This window comes from Pseudomonas sp. CFII64 (assembly GCF_000416235.1).
In the GTDB taxonomy this organism is placed as follows: domain Bacteria; phylum Pseudomonadota; class Gammaproteobacteria; order Pseudomonadales; family Pseudomonadaceae; genus Aquipseudomonas.
This window is the reverse complement of sequence record NZ_ATLO01000054.1, coordinates 72801-93239: the sequence shown is the minus strand read 5'-3', so window position 1 is coordinate 93239 and position 20439 is coordinate 72801. Positions and strand designations below refer to the sequence as shown.

At 57.6% G+C, this 20439-nt stretch carries 21 protein-coding genes and 1 pseudogene; 9 read left to right on the top strand and 13 right to left on the bottom strand.

All coding sequences use genetic code 11. The features are described from left to right. Positions 1–9: 9 nt before the first annotated feature. On the bottom strand, positions 10–1212 hold the full coding sequence (locus CFII64_RS28940; protein ID WP_020294454.1) for an HD-GYP domain-containing protein: 1203 nt from the start codon (positions 1210–1212) through the stop codon (positions 10–12). A 401-nt stretch (positions 1213–1613) separates the two neighbouring features. Here CFII64_RS28940 and CFII64_RS28935 point away from each other — a divergent pair, with 401 nt between their 5' ends. The 3 genes from CFII64_RS28935 (at position 1614) to CFII64_RS28925 (ending at position 4044) form a co-directional block, all read left to right on the top strand. After that, entirely contained in the window at positions 1614–2540 is a 927-nt protein-coding gene (locus CFII64_RS28935) for a Gfo/Idh/MocA family protein (protein WP_020294453.1), read from the top strand. A gap of 56 nt (positions 2541–2596) precedes the next feature. Then, a complete protein-coding gene (locus CFII64_RS28930) occupies positions 2597–3241 on the top strand; it encodes an MBL fold metallo-hydrolase (protein WP_020294452.1) in 645 nt (214 codons plus the stop codon). 98 nt (positions 3242–3339) lie between these two features. Beyond that, positions 3340–4044, top strand: coding sequence for an OmpA family lipoprotein (locus CFII64_RS28925; RefSeq protein ID WP_020294451.1), 705 nt, complete (start codon positions 3340–3342; stop codon positions 4042–4044). Between the two features lie 397 nt (positions 4045–4441). Here the strand turns inward: CFII64_RS28925 and CFII64_RS30420 are convergent. The 4 genes and pseudogenes from CFII64_RS30420 to CFII64_RS29975 all read right to left on the bottom strand — a co-directional run. Beyond that, positions 4442–4561, bottom strand: a pseudogene (locus tag CFII64_RS30420) (acyltransferase); the annotation flags it as partial. A 372-nt stretch (positions 4562–4933) separates the two neighbouring features. Continuing rightward, positions 4934–5839, bottom strand: coding sequence for an acyltransferase (locus CFII64_RS28920; RefSeq protein ID WP_020294450.1), 906 nt, complete (start codon positions 5837–5839; stop codon positions 4934–4936). A 78-nt stretch (positions 5840–5917) separates the two neighbouring features. Then, positions 5918–8008, bottom strand: a complete 2091-nt coding sequence (gene pta / locus CFII64_RS28915; RefSeq protein WP_020294449.1) for a phosphate acetyltransferase — start codon at positions 8006–8008, stop codon at positions 5918–5920. Between the two features lie 87 nt (positions 8009–8095). Beyond that, a complete protein-coding gene (locus CFII64_RS29975) occupies positions 8096–8392 on the bottom strand; it encodes a DUF3565 domain-containing protein (RefSeq protein ID WP_177325471.1) in 297 nt (98 codons plus the stop codon). Between the two features lie 13 nt (positions 8393–8405). On the opposite strand from CFII64_RS29975, the gene CFII64_RS28910 reads away from it, so the two are divergent. The 3 genes from CFII64_RS28910 to CFII64_RS28900 all read left to right on the top strand — a co-directional run bounded on the left by CFII64_RS28910 (position 8406) and on the right by CFII64_RS28900 (position 10801). Next, complete coding sequence (locus CFII64_RS28910) at positions 8406–8891, top strand: peptidylprolyl isomerase (protein ID WP_020294447.1); 486 nt, start codon at positions 8406–8408, stop codon at positions 8889–8891. A 116-nt stretch (positions 8892–9007) separates the two neighbouring features. Continuing rightward, positions 9008–9490, top strand: coding sequence for a glutathione peroxidase (locus CFII64_RS28905; RefSeq protein ID WP_020294446.1), 483 nt, complete (start codon positions 9008–9010; stop codon positions 9488–9490). A 201-nt stretch (positions 9491–9691) separates the two neighbouring features. Next, on the top strand, positions 9692–10801 hold the full coding sequence (locus CFII64_RS28900) for an NADH:flavin oxidoreductase (RefSeq protein WP_177325470.1): 1110 nt from the start codon (positions 9692–9694) through the stop codon (positions 10799–10801). Between the two features lie 46 nt (positions 10802–10847). Here the strand turns inward: CFII64_RS28900 and CFII64_RS28895 are convergent, their stop codons facing one another. After that, a complete protein-coding gene (locus CFII64_RS28895; RefSeq protein ID WP_020294444.1) occupies positions 10848–12008 on the bottom strand; it encodes a glycosyltransferase family 1 protein in 1161 nt (386 codons plus the stop codon). A 350-nt stretch (positions 12009–12358) separates the two neighbouring features. Between CFII64_RS28895 and CFII64_RS29635 the strand changes: the two genes are divergently transcribed. After that, on the top strand, positions 12359–12778 hold the full coding sequence (locus tag CFII64_RS29635; protein WP_371106480.1) for a flagellar protein FlhE: 420 nt from the start codon (positions 12359–12361) through the stop codon (positions 12776–12778). A gap of 45 nt (positions 12779–12823) precedes the next feature. On the opposite strand, the gene CFII64_RS30410 is transcribed toward CFII64_RS29635, so the two are convergent. Next, complete coding sequence (locus tag CFII64_RS30410) at positions 12824–13327, bottom strand: hypothetical protein (protein WP_256208208.1); 504 nt, start codon at positions 13325–13327, stop codon at positions 12824–12826. 672 nt (positions 13328–13999) lie between these two features. Continuing rightward, positions 14000–14755, bottom strand: coding sequence for a sulfate transporter CysZ (cysZ, locus tag CFII64_RS28880; protein ID WP_020294439.1), 756 nt, complete (start codon positions 14753–14755; stop codon positions 14000–14002). Between the two features lie 195 nt (positions 14756–14950). On the opposite strand from cysZ, the gene CFII64_RS28875 reads away from it, so the two are divergent. Both CFII64_RS28875 and trxB read left to right on the top strand, forming a co-directional pair. Continuing rightward, on the top strand, positions 14951–15550 hold the full coding sequence (locus CFII64_RS28875) for a peroxiredoxin (RefSeq protein ID WP_020294438.1): 600 nt from the start codon (positions 14951–14953) through the stop codon (positions 15548–15550). A gap of 140 nt (positions 15551–15690) precedes the next feature. Further along, positions 15691–16653, top strand: a complete 963-nt coding sequence (trxB, locus tag CFII64_RS28870; protein ID WP_020294437.1) for a thioredoxin-disulfide reductase — start codon at positions 15691–15693, stop codon at positions 16651–16653. Between the two features lie 1378 nt (positions 16654–18031). Here trxB and CFII64_RS28860 read toward each other — a convergent pair. Genes CFII64_RS28860 through folM form a run of 5 tightly spaced genes read right to left on the bottom strand, consistent with a single transcriptional unit; the run spans position 18032 to position 20366 of the window. After that, positions 18032–18373: a HopJ type III effector protein gene (locus tag CFII64_RS28860; RefSeq protein ID WP_020294435.1), complete on the bottom strand. Its 342-nt coding sequence runs from the start codon at positions 18371–18373 to the stop codon at positions 18032–18034. Beyond that, complete coding sequence (locus tag CFII64_RS28855) at positions 18366–18662, bottom strand: DUF1244 domain-containing protein (RefSeq protein WP_020294434.1); 297 nt, start codon at positions 18660–18662, stop codon at positions 18366–18368. Before CFII64_RS28855 ends, CFII64_RS28860 begins: the two co-directional genes overlap by 8 nt. A 43-nt stretch (positions 18663–18705) precedes the next feature. Continuing rightward, a complete protein-coding gene (folX, locus tag CFII64_RS28850) occupies positions 18706–19077 on the bottom strand; it encodes a dihydroneopterin triphosphate 2'-epimerase (protein ID WP_020294433.1) in 372 nt (123 codons plus the stop codon). Further along, a complete protein-coding gene (gene folE, locus CFII64_RS28845; protein WP_020294432.1) occupies positions 19077–19640 on the bottom strand; it encodes a GTP cyclohydrolase I FolE in 564 nt (187 codons plus the stop codon). The genes folX and folE overlap by 1 nt, the downstream gene beginning before the upstream one ends. Before the next feature lie 21 nt (positions 19641–19661). Then, complete coding sequence (gene folM / locus CFII64_RS28840) at positions 19662–20366, bottom strand: dihydromonapterin reductase (protein ID WP_177325469.1); 705 nt, start codon at positions 20364–20366, stop codon at positions 19662–19664. Between the last annotated feature and the right edge of the window lie 73 nt (positions 20367–20439).

Genomic DNA, 20439 nt, shown 5'->3' with positions numbered 1-20439 from the left:
CCAGTTTCATCATGGCGTCAACGCCCCGGATTTCGTACCGCACCACAGCGCTTCAATATCGGTAATCCCCCAATCTTCCGGGCACTCGACTTTCAGAATTGTGTCGTGGTCTTGCGGATTGGCAAGATTGACCAGGCGGTGTTCGATGGGGCGTTTGGTGTGGGTCGACATGAACACTTTGACCTTGGGCAATAACAGGGATTTTTCATTCTGTTCGACGACGATGCCCAAGCGTCCGCTTGCCAGCCTGACCAGCGCCCCGACCGGGTAAATGCCCAGCGTCTTGACGAAGACCTGAAATACTTTTTCGTCGAAATGACCTTTCCAGGTAGCCATCTCCCGAATCGACTGCGCCGCGCCCCAAGCCTTTTTGTAGGGCCGTTCCGAGGTGACTGCGTCATAGACGTCGCAGATCGCACCCATCCTGGCATATACGCTGATCTCATCGCCGGCCAGTCCATGGGGGTAGCCGCTGCCGTCGATTTTTTCGTGATGGTGAACGCAGACGTCCAGGACCATGGCGTTGACCTGCTGATTGTCCTCGAGGATTTTCAAGCCGGCTTCCGGGTGATGCTTCATGACCGCGAATTCTTCAGGGGTGAGCCGGTCGGGTTTGTTGAGGATTTCCGGGTCGATCATCATTTTGCCTACGTCGTGCATCAGGCCCGCGACGCCCGCGTCACGCACCTGCTCATCGGTCAGGCCCATGCGCCGCGCAAGGGCAACCATCAAGGCGCAGACCGCCACCGAATGCATATAGGTGTATTCGTCTGAGGTCTTCAGACGCGACAGACTGATCAATGCATGAGGATGGCGCAGTATTGAGTTGGATATCTCTTCGACCAGCACATCGACATCCGCGACGTTCATCGCTCTGCCCATCTTGGCCTCGGTAAATATCGTCATCACGGCCAACTTCGCCCGACCGCAGATCAGTCTGGCGCGGGCCAGTTCCTTTTCCAGGCTGGCAGGTGAGGTGTCATCAAGTGGTGCAGCAGGTCGAGGTGGGCATTGACCGGAGGCTGATTTGCCCAGGTGGGTGTCGATCCAGACTTCCCTGACAGTTGATTGTTGAATTCTGTGCAGGGCTTCTATGTCATCGAGCGGCACTTCGATCTGATTAACCCACGGCACCTCGCTGCCCGGTGTGCGACAGAATTCGTGGATATGCATGCCCAGTTCAAGATCGGTAACAAGGATTTTTTTCAGCATGACTGCCGCCTTGAGGTACTGATTGCGTTACGCCAGTATATAAAAATATTTCTAAAAATAACCAGTACGACCAATGACTTTAAATACCTGGATAGTTTTAAAAATATAGAACTATTTCAACGAGTTATAAAGAAATTACTTTTGGCGTGAGAAGCGCTTGGCAAATATATTTATTAGCCTCCTAATGATTAGATATTCGGTCTCTTATCACGCAGTTGTTTGTCGGCCAGCGCTTACTGACAAATGTTCATTATTGTTCGTTAACGCACGTTACTTGTGGCGACAGAGTTTTTTCCTGGCCGCGCAGCTGCACATTGGCTGCAGCGTGCGGCGAACCTGTTGTCTGCGCATTGATTTACGTCTAGTTTGCTGCATCCAACAAGCACAAAAAGGAACCCACCATGCAGCCGATTCGTCTCGGTTTAGTCGGCTACGGCAAGATAGCCCAGGATCAGCACGTACCGGCGATACTCGCCAATCCTGCGTTTCGGCTATTGGCAGTAGCCAGCCTCGGGCAGCCATGCCCGGGCGCGGAGAACTTCAGCTCGCTTGGCGAAATGCTGGCCAACGGCCCGGAAGTGGACGCGATTGTCTTCTGCACGCCGCCTCAAGGCCGCTTTGCGCTGGTGAGCGAAGCCATTGCTGCCGGTAAGCACGTATTGGTGGAGAAACCGCCATGCGCGACGCTTGGTGAAGCCATGGCCTTGATTGATCAGGCTGGAGCCCAAGGGATCAGCGGTTTGTTTGCGTGGCATTCCCGGTTTGCCCCTGGAGTCGAGATTGCACGGGACTGGCTGGCGAGCCGAACCCTGGAGTCGGTGCACATCGACTGGAAGGAAGACGTGCGCAAATGGCATCCAGGTCAGGCGTGGATTTGGCAGCCGGGTGGGCTGGGAGTCTTTGATCCGGGCATCAACGCGCTGTCTATCGCCACCCACTTGCTGCCCTTGGCGTTGTTCGTGCAGTCCGCCGAGCTTCGCGTGCCGAGCAATTGCCAGTCGCCCATTGCGGCGTCCCTGCGGTTATCGGATTCCAGTCAGCTGGATGTTCGCGCCGAGTTCGATTTCGATCACGGCCATGATGAATTGTGGAGCATCGAAGTGCGCTGCAAGGAAGGTACGCTGCGCCTGGATAACGGCGGCGCTAATCTGAGCATTGATGGCGTTGCCTGTCAGGTCAGTGAAGAAGGAGAATACCCGGCGGTTTATCGGCACTTCGAAACCCTGATTCGCACCAAAACCAGCGATATGGACCTGCAACCGTTGCGTCTGGTGGCGGACAGCTTCTTCGTCGGCAGCCGCGAACTCGTGGAGCCGTTTTACGACTGATCGCCTTGCTTCACCGAATCGCATTCAACTTTGGCCATTGTTTTCCAGGAACCCCCATGAACCCCGCAAAACCCGCGCTCATCCGCGAAACCTTCCCTGTTGGCCCGTTGCAGTGCAACTGCACGATCATTGGTGACCCGATCACCAGGCAGGCCATCGTGGTCGATCCGGGCGGCAACCATGAAATGATCATTGCTCGCCTTGAGGCGTTGGGTTTGAAGCTGGTCAGCATCATTCACACCCATGCGCATCTGGATCACTTCCTGGCGTCCGGGCAGTTGAAGGAGAAAACCGGCGCGACGCTGCATCTGCATAAAGAGGATCAGTTTCTGTGGGACAACCTGGAAATGCAGTGCCAGATGTTTCGCGTGCCCTATACGCCAGTGCCGTCGCCGGATCGCTGGCTGGAAGATGAGGAAGAGCTGGCTTGCGGTTGTGGGGTTGCCTTGCACACACCGGGGCATACGCCGGGTTCGATGAGTTTCTGGTTTGCTGACGCCCAGTTGCTGATTGCCGGCGATACCTTGTTTCGTCGTGGAATTGGTCGCACGGACTTGTGGGGCGGTGATCAGGCGACCATCGTGCGTTCCATCCAGCAACGGCTCTACACCCTGGATGAAGACGCGACGGTTATCACCGGCCATGGTCCGCAGACGCGTCTGGGTGACGAGATGCGTGAGAATCCCTTCGTCCGCGCGTAAGACCATTCAGGGATCGTTAAGGAATTATTATCGGATGACGTGCTCTAATTTGCGCATTAGGCGCCAGCCTTGACGTTCATAGAATCAGGAGCTTTTCCATGTTTACCTCGCGTCGTTTGATTATTGTCGCTACTGCCGTGGCCATGCTGTCCGGCTGTGCATCGCAGAATCCGTATGACAACCAGGGCCAGGCAGAAAGCTCTGGCGGCATGAGCAAAACCGCGAAATATGGCGGCATCGGTGCCTTGGTGGGTGCTGTTGCCGGTGCGGCAATCGATCACAACAACCGTGGCAAAGGTGCCTTGATCGGTGCGGCGGTTGCGGGCGTCGGTGCGGCTGGTTACGGTTATTACGCCGACAAGCAGGAAGCGGCGTTGCGCGCGAGTATGGCTAACACGGGCGTCGAGGTTCAGCGTCAGGGCGATCAGATCAAGCTGATCATGCCAGGCAATATCACCTTCGCTACCGATTCGGCCGCCATCGCCAGCAGCTTCTATTCGCCGCTGAACAATCTGGCGGGCTCGTTGAAGCAGTACAACCAGAACATTATCGAGATCATCGGCTACACCGACAGCACCGGGAGCCGCCAGCACAACATGGACCTTTCGTTGCAGCGTGCGCAGAGCGTCAGCACGTACCTGACGTCACAGGGCGTGGACGCCAGCCACTTGACCGTACGCGGCGCCGGTCCCGATCAACCGATTGCCAGCAACGCCGACGTCAACGGCCGCGCGCAGAACCGTCGGGTAGAGGTCAATCTCAAGCCGATTCCGGGTCAGCAATATGATCAGCCTCAGCAGTAAAGTGTAGTGAGACCCCGCAGGACCGGCTTCAGCCGGGAGGAGGCCGGTACATTCGGAGCAGTTGCGTCGTCAGACCTGCCGCCCTCCCGGCTAAAGCCGGTCCTACGAATCCTCTGTGCTGGCCGACTACAGGGGGGACGTCTTCAGCGGCTCAGCGAGCAGGCGGATACTCGCGGTGCATGCGGTCCAGCAACGCGTCCTTGTCTTCCCACAGCTTGTTGATCCACTGCTGGAATTCCAGGCGGTACTCGCCGTCCTGGTGGTAGGACCGGCTTTAGCCGGGAGGAGGCCGGTACATTCGGAGCAGTTGCGTCGTCAGACCTGCCGCCCTCCCGGCTAAAGCCGGTCCTACGAATCCTCTGTGCTGGCCGACTACAGGGGGGACGTCTTCAGCGGCTCAGCGAGCAGGCGGATACTCGCGGTGCATGCGGTCCAGCAACGCGTCCTTGTCTTCCCACAGCTTGTTGATCCACTGCTGGAATTCCAGGCGGTACTCGCCGTCCTGGTGGTAGGACCGGCTTTAGCCGGGAGGAGGCCGGTACATTCGGAGCAGTTGCGTCGTCAGACCTGCCGCCCTCCCGGCTAAAGCCGGTCCTACGAATCCTCTGTGCTGGCCGACTACATGGGTTGTGTTTTCAGCGGCTCAGCGAGCAGGCGGATATTCGCTATACATGCGGTCCAGCAACGCGTCCTTGTCTTCCCACAGCTTGTTGATCCACTGCTGGAATTCCAGGCGGTACTCGCCGTCCTGGTGGTAGGACCGGCTTTAGCCGGGAGGAGGCCGGTACATTCGGAGCAGTTGCGTCGTCAGACCTGCCGCCCTCCCGGCTAAAGCCGGTCCTACGAATCCTCTGTGCTGGCCGACTACATGGGTTGTGTTTTCAGCGGCTCAGCGAGCCGGCGGATACTCGCTGTGCATGCGGTCCAGCAACGCGTCCTTGTCTTCCCACAGCTTGTTGATCCACTGCTGGAATTCAAGGCGGTATTCACCGTCCTGGTCGTAGTTCTTGCCAATGAAATGCGCCGGGATCTTGATCTCTTCGAAGTGCGCGACCACTTCCCTGACGTTGCCACACAACAGATCCCAATAGCCCGGACGCCCGCCCGGATAGTGGATGGTCACGTTGATGATAGATTCCAGCTGTTCGCCCATGGCATCGAGCACGAAGGCGATGCCGCCGGCCTTGGGTTTGAGCAAATGGCGAAATGGTGAGCTCTGGGCCGCGTGCTTGCCTTCGGTAAATCGCGTGCCTTCGGCGAAGTTGAAGATGCCAACCGGGTTGTTACGGAATTTGGCACAGGTGCGCCGGGTCGTTGCCAGATCCTTGCCTTTCTTTTCCGGGTGTTTCGCCAGATACGCTTTGGAATACCGCTTCATGAACGGAAAGCCCAACGCCCACCAGGCCAGGCCAATCACCGGCACCCAGATCAGCTCCTGCTTGAGGAAGAATTTCAGCGGGCGGATGCGGCGGTTCAGCACATGCTGCAGAACCATGATGTCGACCCAGCTCTGATGGTTGCTGGTCACCAGATAAGAATGTTGATAATCCAGGCCTTCGAGGCCGCTCAGGTGCCAGCGGGTATGGCCCAGCAACGTCATCCAGCGGCTGTTGTTGCCGATCCAGGCTTCGTGGATGTGGCTCATCAGCCAGTCCGTTACGCGCTGGGCGGCCGGGAAGGGCAGGCAGAACTTGAAGAGCGCGACCACGAACAACGTCGTGCACAGGACGATAGTGTTCAGCGCCAAAAGCAGCGAGGCGATGACGCCACGCAAGGGTGCAGGCAAAAAATCCATGACGGATCAGGCTCCAGAAAGGTATTCGAATGCCGCCGGGTTGCGCCGACGGCATGTGCAGTGTGGTGAATGTCTGTGTCAGGAAAGGGTGTCAGCCTGAATGGCGGTCAGGGCGATGGTGTAGACAATGTCGTCGACCTGCGCGCCACGGGGTAAATCATTCACCGGCTTGCGCAAACCTTGCAGCATCGGCCCGAGGCTGACGCAATCGGCGCTGCGCTGCACGGCCTTGTAGGTGGTGTTGCCAGTATTGAGGTCTGGAAATACGAACACGGTCGCCCGGCCAGCCACCGAGCTGTCCGGCGCCAGTTGCCGGGCCACATTTTCGTTGGCAGCGGCATCGTATTGCAGCGGTCCGTCGATCAGCAGGTCGCGTTTTGCTTCATGAGCCAGTTGCGTCGCTTCGCGTACCTTTTCCACTTCCTCACCGCTGGCCGAATTGCCGCTTGAGTAGCTGATCATCGCCACCCGGGGCGTAATGCCGAACGCCAGGGCGGAATCGGCGCTCTGCAAGGCGATTTCCGCCAGTTCGCTGGCGGTCGGGTGCGGGTTCATGATGCAGTCGCCGTACATCAGGACCTGCTCAGGGAAGAGCATGAAGAACACCGACGACACCAGCGTACAACCCGGCGCGGTCTTGATCAGCTGCAAGGCCGGGCGAATGGTGTTGGCGGTGGAATGAATGACGCCGGAAACCAGTCCGTCGACTTCATCCAGCGCCAGCATCATGGTGCCGATCACCACCGTGTCTTCCAGCTGCTGTTCGGCCATTGGCGCATTCAGGCTTTTGCTTTTGCGCAGATCGACCATGGGCGCGATGTAGCGCTCGCGAATCACATCCGGGTCGAGAATTTCCAGCCCGGGCGGCAGTTCGATGCCTTGCGCCTTGGCCACGGCGTGCACTTCTTCGGGTTTGGCGAGCAGCACGCAACGGGCGATGCCACGCGCCTGGCAGATTGCCGCCGCCTGGATGGTCAATGGTTCGCTGCCTTCGGGCAGCACAATGCGCTTGTTGGCAGATTGCGCCCGCTGGATCAGCTGATAGCGAAACACCGCTGGCGACAGACGCAGCTCGCGCGGCGTGCCGCAACGCTGGTGCAACCAGTTGGCGTCGAGGTGGCTGGCGACAAAATCGGTAATGATCTCGGCGCGCTCGCGGTCATCGATGGGGATTTCCTTGTTGAGCTGGTTGAGCAGCGTGGCCGTTTCGTACGAACCTGTGCTCACTGACAACACCGGCAGGCCCGCCTGCAATGCGCCGCGACACAATTCCAGAATGCGTGGGTCGGGCACGGTGTCGCTGGTCAGCAACAGGCCGGCCAGCGGCACGCCGTTCATGGCTGCGAGGCTGACAGCGAGAATGATGTCGTCGCGATCACCCGGCGTTACCACCAGCACACCCGGTTTGAGCAGCTGCACTGTGTTGAGCACGGTGCGCGCGCAGATGATGATTTTCGACATGCGCCGCTGTTCATAGTCGCCCGCGTTGATCACCTGCGCGCCCAGCAGCTCGGCCACGTCGCGAGTGCGCGGCGCGTTGAGTTCGGCTTGATACGGGATGCAGCCCAGCAGGCGGAAATCACCGCTGCGCAGCAATGGCGAATGTTCTTTCAGGCGGGCAGCGAACGCCTCCATGGTTTCATCGGTCTGGACCTTGTTGAGGATCACGCCAAGCACCTTGGGGTCCTTGGGACCGCCAAACAGCTGCGCCTGCAATTCGACCCGGCCCGACAGCTCCTTGAGCGCTTCGTTTTCCGGTGTGGACACCAGGATCACTTCGGCGTCCAGGCTTTTCGCCAGGTGCAGGTTGACCCGCGCCGCGTAGCTGGCGTGACGGGTTGGCACCATGCCTTCGACGATCAACACATCCTTGCCAACAGCCGCCTGTTGGTACAGAGCGATGATTTCTTCCAGCAGCTCATCGAGCTGGCCATCGCCGAGCATGCGTTCCACATGGCCCAGGGCCAGCGGGCGTGGCGGCTTCAAGCCGTGGGTGCGCGCCACCAGTTCGGTGGAGCGTTCCGGGCCCAGGTCGCCGGGATGCGGTTGCGCAATCGGTTTGAAAAAGCCGACTTTCAGCCCGGCACGCTCAAGGGTGCGCACCAGTCCAAGGCTGATGGATGTCAAACCCACACCAAAGTCTGTGGGGGCAATAAAGAAAGTCTGCATTCAGGGTTCTCGCTTGAGCAGTACAAGGGTCGTGGCGAATATCAGCCGGTCGACCGGAAAAGCAGGGCGCTGTCGAATTGCAGCGTCTCAACGGGGCGTAAGATTATCGTCATCCGGCCTCTGCGCACACCAGCCACAGCGAAAGCTTTGGCCTATTTTTTGTGCGCGCTGCGCCGGATCCAGAACCCAGGCGCGGGATTGCCATGGCGGCTGGTGTCGCAGGTGCTGAGTGTGGCCGCAGGACAGCACGGCGATCCAATGGCCTTGCTCGTCCTGTCGAAAGCCAATCACCGTCGGGTTTTCCAATATGGGCCGTCCGTCAGAGTTGCGTTCGCTTTCGAGCGATTGCTTGGTTAAACTTGCTCGTTCTTCAATCTTAAGCAAAGGTCTTGCCCTCATGCCGATCGCCGCCAATAAGGCTGTCTCCATCGACTATACCCTGACCAACGACGCTGGTGAGGTCATCGACAGCTCCGCCGGTGGCGCGTCGCTGGTCTACCTGCAAGGTGCAGGTAATATCATTCCGGGCCTGGAAAAGGCTCTGGATGGCAAAAACGTCGGTGACGAACTGAAAGTTTCCATCGAACCGGAAGACGCCTACGGCGAATACTCCGCAGAACTGGTCAGCACCCTGAGCCGCAGCATGTTCGAAGGTGTCGACGAACTTGAAGTCGGCATGCAGTTCCACGCATCCGGCCCGGACGGCAGCATGCAGATCGTGACCATTCGCGACCTGGATGGCGACGATGTCACCGTTGACGGCAACCATCCGTTGGCGGGTCAGCGTCTGCACTTCGACGTGAAAATTGTTGATATCCGTGACGCCAGTCAGGAAGAAGTTGCTCATGGTCACGTGCATGGCGAAGGCGGCCATCACCACTGATTTGTGCTGCTAAGCTCACAAAGCTGGCAAGGCGCTTCGGCAGGTTCAGCGAGAACATTATGTTCTGTGCCGCCTGGTGAGGCGCCTTTTTAGTCCGCTGCCATAAGGAAGTTGTCATGAGTGCTTTTCACGACTTGAAACTGAAAGCTCTGGATGGTCAGGAACTGCCGCTCTCGCCGTTCAAGGGGCAAGTGGTTCTGGTCGTCAATGTGGCTTCCAAATGCGGTTTGACGCCTCAATATGCGGCGCTCGAGAACCTCTATCAGCAGTACAAGGATAAAGGCTTCAGTGTGCTGGGCTTGCCCTGCAACCAGTTTGCAGGCCAGGAACCGGGCACCCAGCAGGAGATTCAGGAATTCTGCAGCCTTAATTATGGCGTGACGTTCCCCTTGGCCGACAAGCTTGAAGTCAATGGCCAGCATCGTCACTCGCTGTATCGCCTGTTGGCGGGTGAAGGCGCGGAGTTTCCTGGCGACATCACCTGGAACTTCGAAAAATTCCTGGTGGGCAAGGATGGCCGCGTGCTTGCACGTTTCTCGCCACGCACCGCACCGGATGATGCCGCAGTCATCACTGCGATTGAAAAGGCCCTGGCCTGATTCAAGCGCTTCGCCGGGTGACTGCTTCGTCTATCCGGCCGCCTCATTCCTCCAAGGGTCTGTCCTGACCCTTCTGTTGCAAAATCACTCAGATCAATAGTAGTGGGCTGTCTTTTGTAGACCGCTCTATGCTGGGCGCCTACGTTTCCACCGACAGTCCGAATCACGCGACGTCTGGAGACCATTCATTCGTCCGAGGACATTTGCATGCCGGTAAAAGCCCTGTTCAAACCCTTTCAGTTAGGCAGCTTGAGTTTGACGTCGCGGGTCGTCATGGCGCCGATGACGCGCTCCTTTTCCCCGGGTCATGTGCCCAATTCCAAGGTGATCGAATACTACCGCCGTCGCGCTGCGGCAGGGGTTGGCTTGATCATTACCGAAGGCACGACCATCAACCACAAGGCGTCCAACGGTTATCCGAATGTGCCGCAGTTTTTCGGTGAGGCACCCTTGGCCGGCTGGAAAAAAGTGGTCGAAGCGGTACATGCCGAAGGCGGCAAGATCGTTCCGCAACTCTGGCATGTGGGCGCAGTTCGCCGCTTGGGCTCTGAACCGGATGGCAGCGTTCCGGCGTACGGTCCGATGGAAAAACTCAAGGATGGCAATGTCGTGGTCCACGGCATGAGCAAACAGGATATCGACGAGGTAATTGGCGCGTTCGCCCAGGCCGCCAAGGATGCGCAGGCCATTGGCATGGATGGCGTGGAGATCCACGGCGCTCATGGTTATCTGGTGGATCAGTTCTTTTGGGAAGGGACCAATCAGCGCACCGATGAGTACGGTGGCAGCCTGGCCAATCGCTCGCGTTTCGCCGTCGAGCTGATCGAAGCAGTCCGTGCGGCTGTAGGAAATGACTATCCAATCATCTTCCGTTTTTCCCAGTGGAAGCAGCAGGATTACAGCGCGCGCCTGGTGCAGACGCCGGAAGGCTTGGCAGAATTCCTCAAGCCACTTTCCGACGCGGGCGTGGATATTTTCCACTGTTCAACACGGCGTTTCTGGGAGCCCGAGTTTGACGGCTCTGACCTCAATCTTGCCGGCTGGACCCGCAAACTCACCGGCAAACCGACGATCACCGTTGGCAGTGTCGGGCTGGATGGCGAGTTCCTGCAATTCATGGTCAACACCGACAAGATCGCGCAGCCGGCAAGTCTGGAGAACCTCTTGCAGCGATTGGGTGACGATGAATTTGATCTGGTGGCAGTGGGCCGCGCCTTGTTGGTTGACCCTGACTGGGCCGTGAAGGTGCGTGACGGCCGCGAGCAGGACATCTTGCCGTTCAGCCGCGAAGCGCTGACCACGCTGGTCTGAGTCAACAGGTGATACTCCCCGCGCGGCCGGATTGGCGCGGGGAGCGTCAGCGCTGCACGTGCGGGACTGCTTGTAACTCGGACGCTGCGCAGGCGTTGCGAAGTTGGCGCTCGAACAGATCGATGATCGCGCCCCAACCCTGACGACTGGCATGTTGACGGGCGTTGAGGCGAACCCGGCGCAGGGTTTCGCTGTCATCGAGCAGCCAGCAGGCGGCATCAATGAACGCTTCTTCATCGCCCGGCATGGCCAGCGCGCCGTTATGGCCGTGACGAATGTGCTGGCCGGCTGCCGCTTCGTCGTATGCCACGACGCCGAGGCCCGACGCCAGCGCTTCCAGCACCACATTGCCAAATGTCTCGGTCATGCTGGGAAAGAGAAATACATCCGCCGACGCGTAATGGGTCGCCAGCTCTTCGCCACGCTGCGTGCCGCAAAAAACCGCCTCGGGCAGTTGCTCTTCCAGCATTGCGCGCTCAGGCCCGTCGCCCACCACAATCAACTTCAAATGCCGTCGCGGGTATCGGGTTTTCAGCGCTTCGAAGGTTGACTTGAGCAGCCTCAGGTTTTTTTCCGGCGCCAGCCTGCCCACATGCAATATCGCCGTGTCACCGGCTTGCAGCCCCCAGCGTTCGCGCAGGGCCTGGGAGCGTCGCGAGGGATGAAACAGCTGGCTGTCGACGCCTCTGGACAACAATTCGATACGCTCGAAGCCGCGTCGCTCAAGCTCCATTTTCTGACTGATACTCGGCACCAGCGTCACCCGGGAGCGGTTGTGAAACCAACGCAGATAATGGGTGAGCAGGCGGGCGATGCAACCCAGGCCGTATTGATGGGTGTATTGCGCAAAGTTGGTGTGAAAACCACTGACCACGGCAATCCCCAATCGCCGCGCAGCCCTGAGCGCTGATAATCCCAGCGGACCCTCGGTGGCGATGTACAACACGTCCGGCCGCTGCCGCTGCCAGCGTCGCAGCAATTTGTGCATCGACGAATGCCCCCATTGCAGGCCCGGATAACCCGGAATCGGCCAGCCGCGTGTCAGCACCACATCTTCCGCCGCGGGCCCCTCATCCTGGCTCTGCCGGGGCCGCACCAACTCGATTCGGTGGCCCAACACACGCAACCCGTCACACAACCGCGCCAGGGTATTGGCAACGCCATTGATCTCGGGAGCGAAGGTTTCGGTGATGAAGGTGATACGCATGGATGTGCTCATAGAGCCAGTGTCGGCCGCGATGATTTCGGTTATGTGGCGGCGGGATGATGGATTTGTGACGGTGGGTTTTGATCGCTTGGGATAGCGGTTAGCAGGCTTAAAACCGATGTGATCGTTAGTGCGATATTTCGAAGGACTACAAGGCTCTAAGCCTTTGTTCCGATGCGAGAGTAGGACGTTTCTGTAAGTGGTTTTATATAACTTTGTAGTGTTGACGCTGATTGCGTCCTGAGTAACGTCGAACTATCGATTAGCACACGGCTAGCGATAGTTTGCGAATTCACTGTCTCGACATTGGTCGGGCTTTGAATCGCTTCCCATTACTCAGGAACAAAACAATGAAAAACTTTAAACAGTTGAACGGCACTCTCATGTCTGCAGCAGTCGCTCTTGCTGTTGTATTTGGCTCTCAGAATGCATCGGCGGGTAGCTATGCCTCTGAGGTCAGATTGCCTGTGCTACATTCAAAAGGTTATGTTTATACCGCCCAACTTCCCGCGCTGGGCGCTCCAAGGGAGGGGCAGATTATTAAAAGTGTGAGCTGGAATTGGAATGTGCAAGGTTGGCCGAGGGGGTTGAGGGTTAATTTGTGTCAAACGCCAACTCGATGTATAGACGTATCAAGAGTCCGTCTCGGTTCCTCTCGTGTGTTCAATAATCAACTTGCCAGTGGGCCATTTTACTACGAGTTGCAATTGTCGCCAGATGGACCAGCGCCGGCGGCCGCCCAAATAGGACGGATCACTGTTAGTTGGTAATGTTGACTCACGCTCACGCACCGGGTGTGTGAGCGTGATCAGACTTCACCATCCAGCCATTTCCAGAAACCTGGTCGGCATCGTGTCATTGAAGTCGAAAATTTTTTCCAGTATCTCTGAAGGGGGCGTACCCTTTTCCAGTTCGGACTGATAAAGACCAGCCCGTTCCTTTTGCATGGCGGATCTAATCTCCGCAAAATATCTCGAGGTTTCAGAGCTGACGAGTTCTCCAGTTGCGGAGTATCTTATGTTAGGCCTGTCGGACACATCCAGAAGCTCCATGTTTAAAGAATTATGGGCGAAGCCAAATGCTAATTCCGAAGCGTCGGATGGGTTAGATCGTGCAATTTCCAGCATGCGGTTTCTCATTTCTAAATTCGTAACTGCGCCTGCCGGGCTTCGGCGCTGCTGTGTTGCGGATGTAGCTTCTTTAAGGACTTGATTGAATTGCAAACCGCTGTTCCCGGTCATTTTGGCAGCGGTATCGCGCCTTGAGGTAGCAGCCGAGTCGCCTACAGAACCTACCTGGATATTTGAATAGATATTCATCGTGTTCTCTCACATAGCTTGCCGATGTGCATCGCATCATAGTTTGCTTAATGATTACTCAAGGCAAACGGTAGAAGGCGCGATTCAGCTGTTCGCTCCAGTGCTGCGGGTTGAGGTTTATGGATGACGTTTGTCGAGTTGAGACTCTTCAATTCCAGCGGCGAGCGGGGTTTGATCAATCGGGACAAGCTTGCGGGTTCTGGCTTTATCGGGGTCGCCGTTCTCGTTGCCTCCTTTAGTATCTGCGAGAAAGGCATTGATTCCGTTACCGGTGATTGTCCGCGAGCGACAGGTGCTGATTTCGCAATCACAGTTGCGTGATCGGGCTGGATGTTGACGTTCATGAGCATGGTCTCTTCATTGTTGTTTGAAATGAGAGATAGCAACAACGATGCCAATACGATGTGAAGAAAAATTTATCGATGTCCGGCTAATATTTTCAAGGGTGAAGCGATACCTTTTGTAAGTCATGCGAAAACACTCTGCAAACAAGTGTGGAGATACCGAGGGGCAACTTATTGCCCGTGCTGGCAAATGTTTGCCGCACGCTATTAATGCCGTTATCGTCGATTAAGTAAGATGTGAGAGTTTTACTTGTAGGACTTATCTTTTATTTATATTTCGGTAATTAGTGGCATTGATTAAAAAGGCCCTTCTCAGGGCCTTGTTCAATTACGCCTTCTGCGTCAATAACGCCTCAGCTCCACGCTCCCGAACCCAAAACAATGTCGCACCGGCAACGGCGGCGGGCATCATCAGGAGGTTGACCACAGGAATCAGCAGCACCAGATACACAATCCCGCCGAAGCTCAGGCTCTGCCAGCGTTTGGAACGCAGCCAGGCGAGCATTTCGTTCCAGCCCAGTTTGTGGTTATCCGCCGGGTAGTCGATGTACTGGATGGCCATCATCCACACGCCGAACAATAGCCACAGCGGCGCGGCGACCAGGTTGACGACCGGAATGAACGACAAAATGAACAGCCCGATGGCGCGTGGGAGGAAGTAGCCCAGCTTGCGCATTTCCCGGCCAAAGGTGCGCGGCACCATCGCAACCAGTTCGCCCCAGCTGAAGGCGGGGAAGTCGTCGGTGCCGCGCAGCACGACTTCGACTTTTTCCGCCAGGAAGCCATTGAACGGCGCGGCGATTATGTTGGCGATCATGGTGAAGGTGAAGAACACCATCAGCACCACTAACGTGACGAACAATGGCCACAGGATGTAATCGAGGAAGCTCAGCCAGCTGGGCAGCTCTGGCATGAACGCATCTACCCACATGCCGAACTGATGCATGGCCAGATAGATCAGGCCGATAAACAGTAACAAATTGATGCCCAGCGGAAGCAGGACGAACAGGCGCAAGCCGGGGCTGAGGATCAGCTTCAAGCCTTCGCGCAGGTATTGCGGGCCTGAGAGAACAGGAGCAGGCATGGCAGCCTCCGATCAGTGGTAAACCCGCCGACCTTACCGGCTTTGGTGCGGGGGTGAAAGGAGCAACGCCTCAGGATAGGCCCCGGCTATGAGGTGGATTGTGAAACGATATTTCCTTAATCTTGGCACCCTCGATAAGCTGCACGCCAACTTATCCACCCTTTCCTATTAAATCTGAACCTCTTGGGAGACTTCATGAGCGTACTGGTTAACAAACAGGCACCGGACTTCGACGCAGCGGCCGTATTGGGCGATGGTTCCATCGTCGACAGCTTCAAGCTTTCTTCGCTGCGCGGCAAATACGTGGTGCTGTTTTTCTGGCCGCTGGATTTCACTTTCGTATGCCCATCGGAAATCATCGCCCACAACAACCGCATCGCTAAATTCCGCGATCTGGGCGTTGAAGTGGTTGGCGTTTCCATCGATTCGCAGTTTACTCATTACGCCTGGCGCAGCACGCCGGTGGAAAAGGGCGGCATTGGTGAAGTTCAGTTCGCCATGGTTGCCGACGTCAAACACGAAATCACTCGCGCCTATGGCATCGAGCACGATGATGGCGTTGCCCTTCGTGCATCGTTCCTGATCGACCGCGAAGGCGTGGTACAGCACCAGGTTGTGAACAACCTGCCGTTGGGTCGTGACGTAGATGACATGGTGCGTCTGGTGGAAGCGCTACAGTTCACTGAAGAGCACGGCGAAGTCTGCCCTGCCGGCTGGCGTCCAGGTCAAAAAGGCATGAAAGCCGACGCTCAAGGCGTTGCTGATTACCTGGCGCAGAACGCTACCAGCCTGTAATCCGTCGCTGCGGCTTGAGTCGCAGCCACAGCCTTTTCCGGACTGCCGTGTTGTGAGCCTTCCCCAAGTGCTTTCGGTGGTCCTTTTTTATTCCAGCCGTTCCGACCACGGCATAGATGGTCGGTCGATAGGAGTGTGTCATGTCTGATGTACGTCATTCCCGAGTGATTATTCTCGGCTCCGGCCCTGCCGGTTACAGCGCTGCGGTGTATGCCGCTCGCGCCAACCTCAAGCCTCTGTTGATCACCGGTATGCAGTCCGGCGGCCAGTTGACCACCACCACTGAAGTCGACAACTGGCCCGGCGATCCGCATGGCCTTACTGGCCCGGCGCTGATGGATCGCATGCGTGAGCATGCCGAGCGGTTTGAAACCGAGATCGTGTTTGACCACATCAATGCGGTCGATCTGGCCGGCAAACCGTTCAGCCTCAAGGGCGATAACGGCACTTACACCTGCGATGCCTTGATCATTGCCACCGGCGCCAGCGCCCGCTATCTGGGTCTGCCGTCCGAAGAGGCGTTCATGGGCAAAGGCGTTTCCGCCTGCGCCACCTGTGACGGTTTCTTCTATCGCAACCGTGAAGTGGCTGTGGTCGGCGGCGGTAACACCGCTGTTGAAGAGGCGCTGTACCTGGCCAACATCGCCAGCAAGGTGACTCTGGTACACCGGCGCGAAACCTTTCGCGCCGAGAAGATCCTGATCGACAAGCTGCACGCGCGGGTCGCCGAAGGCAAGATTGAGCTCAAGCTCAATGCCACGCTGGACGAAGTCCTGGGTGACAACATGGGCGTGACCGGTGCTCGCTTGAAGAACAACGATGGCAGCAGCGATGAGCTGAAAGTCGATGGTGTGTTCATCGCTATTGGTCACACGCCGAACACTTCGTTGTTTGAAGGTCAACTGGCGTTGAAAGACGGCTACATGGTTGTGCAGGGCGGCCGTGAAGGCAATGCGACTGCTACCAGCGTGGAAGGTGTCTTCGCTGCGGGCGACGTGGCTGACCACGTTTACCGTCAGGCGATCACCTCGGCCGGTGCGGGTTGCATGGCAGCACTGGACGTTGAACGGTATCTGGACGGTTTGGCCAACGCCTCGTTCTGATAGTGTTTTGCGGTAATAAAAAAACCGGCTCAGGCCGGTTTTTTTGTGGCAGAACTTGTGTGCGAGCTTGTTTGCGAAGGACGTCAACGATAACGCGTGCTGTCTGGATAAACCCGGTTTGTTGACTGGGTACATATCCGTTGCTGCGGTCACGGCGGCTTAGGGTTGCGCCCTTACGGCGCCTCACTTTTGAAGCCCAAAAGTAAGCAAAAGGCTCTTGCCCCACCACTCGGTCCCTCGCCCAGGCTCGGCATGCCCGAACTCCGACATTGATTTGCAGGGCCGCCGCAAAGGGCCATCCCTGGCCCAGTGCGGCTAAACCGGCGTCCTGCCGGTTTACCCTGCAACTCAACATCGAAGTTCGGCCGGCGTGGTTTGACGGGGCGCTTAAGATCAAGATCAAAAAACAGAGCCAAAGCCGCGTTGAATCTGTGTGGTCGGTATTTCAAGTGCAGGAGCGCATTTATTCGCGAGGCGTTCGTGCGAGCAAGCTTGCTCGCGAAGGACTCTGGCTTTGGCTCTGGCTTTTGATCTTGACCTGCCCCGTCGGAAGGCCGAGCGCAGGTTTTGCGCAGTGGGCAACCCGGCATGGATGCCGGGTTAGCCGCCCTTGGCCAGGGATGGCCGATGGCGGCGGGCCCACGGAGCAGAACCGGAGCGAGGGTCTGTCGAGCCCAGGCGAGGCAACAACGGATATGTACGCATGCCTCCTGTGCCGACTGTGTGGGAGCGAGCTTGCTCGCGAAGAACGTCAACAACAGCGCGTGCTGTCTGGATAAACCCGGTTTGTTGACTGGGTACATATCCGTTGCTGCGGTCACGGCGACTTAGGGTTGCGCCCTTACGGCGCCTCACTTTTGAAGCCCAAAAGTAAGCAAAAGGCTCTTGCCCCACCACTCGGTCCCTCGCCCAGGCTCGGCATGCCCGAACTCCGACATTGATTTGCAGGGCCGCCGCAAAGGGCCATCCCTGGCCCAGTGCGGCTAAACCGGCGTCCTGCCGGTTTACCCTGCAACTCAACATCGAAGTTCGGCCGGCGTGGTTTGACGGGGCGCCTAAGATCAAGATCAAAAACAAAGCCAGAGCCAGAGCCAGAGCCAGAGCGGCTTTGAATCGGCGTGGCCCGTACCTGAAGTGTAGGAGCGAATTTATTCGCGAGGTGTTCGTGGCGGCGACACAGATTTACGGCGTGAGCACTGGCCCTTTCCTGGATAAATCCGGTCCCACACAGTCTGCACAGGAGAATGCGTACATATCCCCCGTGGGAGCGAGCTTGCTCGCGAAGGACGTCATCGATACGGCGTGCTGCCTGGATAAACCCGGTGGCCACATTTTTCGCGAGCAAGCTCGCACGATGTCCGTAGGCTCGTGAAAAGGCTCAGCCCTTGCGCGTAAGCGGCTCACCCGCAAACGTTACCCCGGCCAGGCCGTGGGCGATCAATGCGCGGATGTTGCCGTGGTCGCTGCCGTCTGGCGTGGCTTGTACCGAACGGTAATGCTCGCCAAATGCCAGCAAGGCCTCTTCATTGCTCAACCCTTCGAGCAACGCGAGGCCCAGGGTTTTGCACGAGCCTTCGTTTTGCCCGGCAGCGTTTTCAACCGGGCCGTTGCTGAACGCTTGCGGCTGGTAGTCATAGCCGGTCGCGATGACGGCCAGTGTGTCGGCAAACAGATGTTCGCCACGCGCCAGACTGGCGCGCAGGGTATTCAGATCAGTCATGCTTGTGTTCCTTGGCGAACGCCGCTTGCTGTTCGGCGCTGGCTTCTTGCTGATATTGAGCTTTCCACTCGCTGTACGGCATGCCGTAAACCACTTCGCGGGCTTCGTCGAGGCTGACGTCGATGTGCTTTTCATCTGCCGCGGCCTTGTACCATTTGGACAGGCAGTTGCGACAGAAACCGGAAAGGTTCATCAGGTCGATGTTCTGCACGTCCTTGCGACTGTCCAGATGCGCGACCAGTCGGCGAAAGGCGGCGGCTTCGAGTTCGAGGCGTTCTTGCGGGGTCATGATGGGCTCTTCGCAGGCAATTAAGGGCGCAATGATAAGAGTTTCAGCGCTGCCCGGCGAGGGTGATCGACACCGACTCGGCGAAACGCAGGGCATGGGGCTTGTCGACTTCGACTTCGGCGTACAGCACGGGTTCGTAGCTCATCACCAGGTCCAGCACTTCCTGGGTCAGGCGTTCGAGCAAGGCAAAACGATTGCCTTCGACGTGCTGAATGATGGCTTTGGTGATGGTGCGGTAGTTCAAGGCGTGGCCAATGTCGTTGTCGCGCACGGCTTCCTGAGCGGCATAAAGAATCGTCAGGTTGATCAGCACGTCCTGTTTATTGACGATTTCATCTTCGTTGATACCGATGAAGGTGCGCAGGCACAGGTCCTTGACCCGGATGCGTGCGGTGCCTGGTTCAAGTCTTGCCATCAGTTTCTGCTCCGTCCGATCAATTGCAGGAATTCCAGACGGGTCGTGCTCGAATCACGGAATGCGCCGAGCATCACCGAGGTGTTCATGGTCGAGTTCTGCTTTTCGACGCCGCGCATCATCATGCACATGTGTCTGGCTTCGATAACCACTGCCACACCAGCGGCGTTGGTGACTTCCTGAATCGCGTCGGCGATCTGCCGGGTCAGGTTTTCCTGGATCTGCAGGCGGCGGGCGAACATGTCCACCAGACGGGCGATCTTGGACAAGCCGAGCACTTTGCCAGTCGGGATGTAAGCCACATGCGCCTTGCCAATAAAGGGCAGCAGATGGTGTTCGCACAGCGAGTACAGCTCGATGTCCTGGACGATGACCATTTCATCGTTGTCGGAGGCAAACAGCGCACCGTTGACGATTTCCTCGACGCTCTGCGCGTAGCCATGACACAGGTATTGCATCGCTTTGGCGGCGCGTTTCGGGGTATCCAGCAGGCCTTCGCGGTCAGGGTTTTCGCCCAGACCGACGAGAATCTCGCGGTAGTGCTGTGGCAGGGATGAGCTCATCAAAAGGATCCTCGGGGCAGCTTACTTGACGTGCCGTCCGCCGTTTACGGTAAGGGTTGTGCCGGTGACATACGGGTTATCCAGCAGATAACGCAGGCTTTGGTAAATCACCTCGGGACCGGGCTCGATGCCCATGGCCGATTTCGCCAGGGCTTTGGCGCGATAGGCCGAATCGTCATGAGGTTGAAACATCAACAGGGCCGGGGCGATGCCATTGACCTTGATCCGTGGCGCGAACCTGGCGGCGAACGATAAGGTCAGGCTGTCGAGTCCTGCTTTGCTGGCGCAATAAGCGATGTGCTTGCTGCTCCCTTTGCGGGTCACGTCATCGCTGACATGGATAATGTCCGCGACCTCGCATCGATGCAACAACTGCTCGCAATGCAGGTTGATCAGGTAGGGCGCGAGCATATGGACGTTGAACATCCGGGTAAAGACTTGTGCTTCGTCGCCAGGCGTTTCCGCCAGCCACTCTGAAGCATTGTGGACGATGGCCCGCAGGCTGTCGGTGTGGTTTTTCAGTGCGGCGATAAATTGCAGGACGCCTGCTTCGGACGAAAAATCGCCATGAATCGCAATGGCGCCTGCCGCGCGTAGCTGTTCAACTTCGGGGTGCTCGCTGCGGTAGCTGATGATCACTGCCTGGCCGTCCGCCAGCAGGCGCTGCGCGCAGTGCAGCCCAACGCGCTGACTGGCGCCAGTGATCAGGATCGGGGCAGGAGACAAAGCCATGAGCGCTCGCACGTCGGAATCATTGGGTGTCGACCTTTGCTGGCCGCTAGCTGCAGCAAAGTTATAC